We start from the raw sequence: 4205 nt of genomic DNA on the forward strand, positions 1-4205 counted from the left end.
GTTGCGGTATATAATCACTACAAGCGTATTTTCAAAGGCTCGGATGATGGCGTAGAGCTTCAGAAGAGCAATATTCTCCTCGTCGGTCCGTCTGGTTCCGGTAAGACTTTGCTGGCACAGACCTTGGCTAAGACGCTGGAAGTTCCGTTTGCGATTGCAGATGCGACGACATTGACAGAAGCTGGCTATGTCGGCGAAGACGTAGAGAATATTCTGCTGCGTCTGATTCAGGCAGCAGATTTCGATGTAGAGCGCGCGCAGCGCGGCATCATCTATGTCGATGAAATTGATAAGATCGCACGTAAGAGTGAAAATGCCTCCATTACCCGTGATGTAAGCGGTGAGGGCGTTCAGCAGGCACTGCTGAAGATGCTGGAAGGCACTGTTGCCAATGTTCCGCCGCAGGGCGGCCGCAAGCATCCGCATCAGGAGTTTATTCAGATTGATACGACCAATATCCTGTTTATCTGCGGCGGCGCGTTCAATGGTCTGGAAAAGATTGTTGAGAACCGCACCACAAAGAGCAGCATGGGATTTGGTGCGCAGATCAAGTCTAATACAGAAAAAGACATCGGTACGATTCTCCGCGATTTGGAACCGCATGATTTGATGAAATTCGGTCTGATTCCGGAGTTGATCGGTCGCTTGCCGGCGCTGGTATCGCTGGATTCTCTGGACAGAGAAGCACTGATTCGTATCCTCAAGGAACCGAAGAATGCGCTGGTCAAGCAGTATGAAAAGCTGTTTGATATGGACGGCGTTAAGCTGACCTTTGATGATGCAGCACTGGAGCGTGTAGCAGATATTGCATTGGAGCGTCAGACAGGTGCCCGCGGTCTGCGTGGCGTTATGGAAGATGCCATGACGGATATTATGTTTACCATCCCGTCGGATGATAACATTGAGTCTGTGCGCATCACCAAGGATGTCATTGACAAGAAGGGCAAGCCGGTAATCACGCTGAAGCCGCAGAAAACTGCTTGACAGAAGAGGTGAAATCGCGTGAAGGAATTTACTGAAAATCCGTATATCATTCGGAGCCTGTATATTCTTCCAGATGAAGAGCCGGTTGTGAAGTATCTCAACGGCACAGAAGCGCAGATGGAAGAACTGGTACACGGCAAGATTGCATCGGCAGGCATCGAAGAAGGCGTTTGTGTCATTCACAATGCGCTGAGCGAGCTGCTGAAAATGACGGAAAATCGCGTCATTGATGGAACGCAGTTCTACGGTCCGATGATTGTGGTGTCTTTTGACAATGTTGGAAACATCATTTCTCTGACAGAAGATGATGCGGAATATTTCGCAGAGCAGTTTGCTCTGAAAAAATAATGCTTTGCATGTTTCAGCCTACAGACCTTCTTTTGGCGTCTGTAGGCTGTTTTTGTGCGTGAATTCCTCCTAAAATAGTATAATATGAAAAAATGCACCAGATTGCACGGAGAAGCATGAAAAAATACTGGTATATTTAGGAGATTTCTCCATATATCAGATTTCTCTGAGACTTGAAAAGCAGAATAAAATACTATATAATTTTAAGAAGTATGAAATATTGAAGTACAGTTTGTTCATTTGGACAGTAGGGACTTCGGATGAAGGCTGTACGCAGCGCTGGGAACTCTATCCCTGCCGCGCTGCCGGGAGGAGGTAAGATCAAATGTCCCAGATCGAAGAAGTGGTAAATGATACCAGTATTGCGTCTGAAGTGCTGCCGGTGCTGCCACTGCGCGGATTGGTAGCCTTTCCGGAAATGCTGATTCATTTTGATGTCGGTCGTTTGATTTCCATGAAGGCGCTGGAGCAGTCCATGCGAGACAATCAGCGTCTATTTCTGACAGCACAGCGTGATATTCGCACGGATGCGCCGACGACAGACGATTTGTTTGTCGTGGGTACGGTGTGCACAGTCAAGCAGATTCTGCGTTTGCCGGGTGATAACATCCGCGTATTGGTGGAAGGCTCGTACCGTGCCGGTGTGGAAGAATTTTCTAAGGAAGATGACGGCTGCATGTTCGCCCGCGTTTTCCGCATGGAAACCAATCCGGGACGAGTAGCAGAGCGCCGCAAAGAAGCATTGGTACGTGCTTTGCAGGACCGATTTGAAGAATATGCCGGACTGGCACAGCAAGTAACCAATGATGTTGTCATGACGGTGCTGGACGGCGGTGAGCCGGGCTATCTGGCGGATTATGTTGCACAGAATGCACCGCTGGCATATGAGACCAAGCAGGAACTGCTGGAAGAGCTGCACGATGTGCGCCGTCTGGAACGGATTATTCGTGTGCTTGGCCATGAAATTGAAATTCTTCAGATCGAGAACTCGATTCAAGATAAATTAAAAGAACAGATTGACAAAAACCAGAAGGAATATTATCTGCGCGAACAGCTCAAGATCATTCAGACTGAACTGGGCGATCAGGATCTCGGAGAAGAAGTTGAAGAATACCGCGAAAAGATCCGCGCGCTGCATTTGGATGAAGCGGCAGAGAGCAAGCTGCTCAAAGAAGCGGGTCGTCTGGAAAAAATGCAGTCGATGTCCGCGGAAAGCGGTGTGGTTCGTACATATCTGGATACCTGCCTGGAGCTTCCGTGGAATACCAAAACATCGGAGCATGTCAATTTGAAGCAGGCGCGCAAGGTGCTTGACCGCGATCATTACGGCTTGGATAAGGTAAAAGATCGCATTATGGAATTTTTGGCGGTCAAGTCTCTGGCACCGCAGCTCAAGGGACAGGTACTGTGCTTGGTTGGCCCTCCGGGTGTCGGCAAAACCTCCATCGTCCGTTCCGTTGCCGAAGCCATGAACCGCAAGTATGCGCGCATGTCGCTCGGCGGTGTGCGGGACGAGGCAGATATTCGCGGCCATCGAAAGACGTATATCGGCGCGATGCCGGGACGCATTATGACTGCTCTGACACAGGCTGGCAGCAAAAATGCGCTGATTTTGATGGACGAAATCGACAAGATGGGTGCAGATTCCCGCGGTGATCCGGCAGCGGCACTGCTGGAAGTGCTGGATGCAGAACAAAACAATGCGTTCCGCGATCATTATATTGAGCTGCCGTTTGATTTGTCCGATGTGCTGTTTATTACGACAGCAAATACCTTGGATACGATCCCGCGTCCGCTGCTCGATCGCATGGAAATTATTGAGCTGTCCAGCTATACCGAGCAGGAAAAGGCAGAGATTGCCATGCGGCATTTGCTGCCAAAGCAGCTGGAGCATCATGGACTGAAAAAGTCGAATTTGACGCTGAGCCGCGACACGATGGTATATCTCATTGATGCATATACGAGAGAAGCTGGCGTGCGCCGATTGGAACAGCAGATTGCAAAGGTTTGCCGTAAAGCTGCGAAAATCATTGCCGAGGATCAGCAGGAGCATCCGGATCGCAAGACGCGCAAGCGCGTGACGGTCAATCGCTCCAACATGGAGAGCTTTTTGGGAACGCCGCGATATAAGCGCGATAATGTCACCAAGAAAGATGAAATCGGTGTGGTCAATGGTCTGGCTTGGACGTCCGTCGGCGGCGAAATGCTGCAGGTGGAAGTCAACGCCATCCCGGGCACAGGTAAACTGGAAATTACCGGCAATCTGGGTAAGGTCATGACGGAATCGGCCAAGGCAGCAGTAACGTATGTGCGTTCTGCGGCAGAAAAACTGGGCATTGATCCGATGTTCTATAAAGAGAAAGATATTCATATTCATTTTCCGGAGGCGGCAATTCCGAAGGATGGCCCGTCAGCTGGTGTGACGATGACAACGGCGATTGCATCGGCACTGTCTGATATTCCGGTGCGCCATGATGTTGCCATGACTGGCGAGGTGACTTTGCGCGGTCGCGTGATGCCGATTGGCGGACTGAAAGAAAAGACCATGGCGGCGTATCGCTCGGGCATGAAGACCGTCATTGTTCCGGCGGAAAATGAACCGGATTTACAGGATATTGACCCGATTGTGCGCGAAAACGTGGAGTTTGTCATTGCAGAAACGATGGATACCGTACTTCAGACTGCACTGCGCCGCCCAGTCAAAGGCGAAAAGGCAGAGGCGTCCGTCGTGACAGATCCGGCACAGTCAGGAAAAACAGGTGCGAGACAAGGAGAATTATGCTGAACTTACATTTGGTAGAATTTGTGCGGTCTGCGGTCAAAACAGCAGATTTCCCAAAGGATAACCTGCCGCAGATTGCCTTTGCAGGCAA

3 protein-coding genes are annotated in these 4205 nt (G+C 50.1%); all 3 read left to right on the forward strand.

Translation table 11 applies throughout. The annotated features are described in order from the left end of the window. Nucleotides 1–984: ATP-dependent Clp protease ATP-binding subunit ClpX (clpX, locus tag ACR0P9_RS08450; RefSeq protein WP_432619172.1), on the forward strand; the 984-nt coding region annotated here is incomplete at its 5' end. A gap of 18 nt (nucleotides 985–1002) precedes the next feature. Continuing rightward, nucleotides 1003–1332: a DUF3846 domain-containing protein gene (locus tag ACR0P9_RS08455; protein ID WP_432619174.1), complete on the forward strand. Its 330-nt coding sequence runs from the start codon at nucleotides 1003–1005 to the stop codon at nucleotides 1330–1332. Nucleotides 1333–1657: 325 nt separating this feature from the next. Beyond that, entirely contained in the window at nucleotides 1658–4117 is a 2460-nt protein-coding gene (gene lon / locus ACR0P9_RS08460) for an endopeptidase La (RefSeq protein ID WP_432619175.1), read from the forward strand. The last annotated feature ends 88 nt before the right edge of the window (nucleotides 4118–4205 follow it).

This window comes from Butyricicoccus sp. (assembly GCF_050872565.1).
GTDB lineage: Bacteria > Bacillota > Clostridia > Oscillospirales > Butyricicoccaceae > Butyricicoccus_A.

Excerpts from the sequence above, each read along its gene's own strand:
- lon (WP_432619175.1), top strand. The coding sequence starts at position 1,658 with ATGTCCCAGATCGAAGAAGTGGTAAATGATACCAGTATTGCGTCTGAA.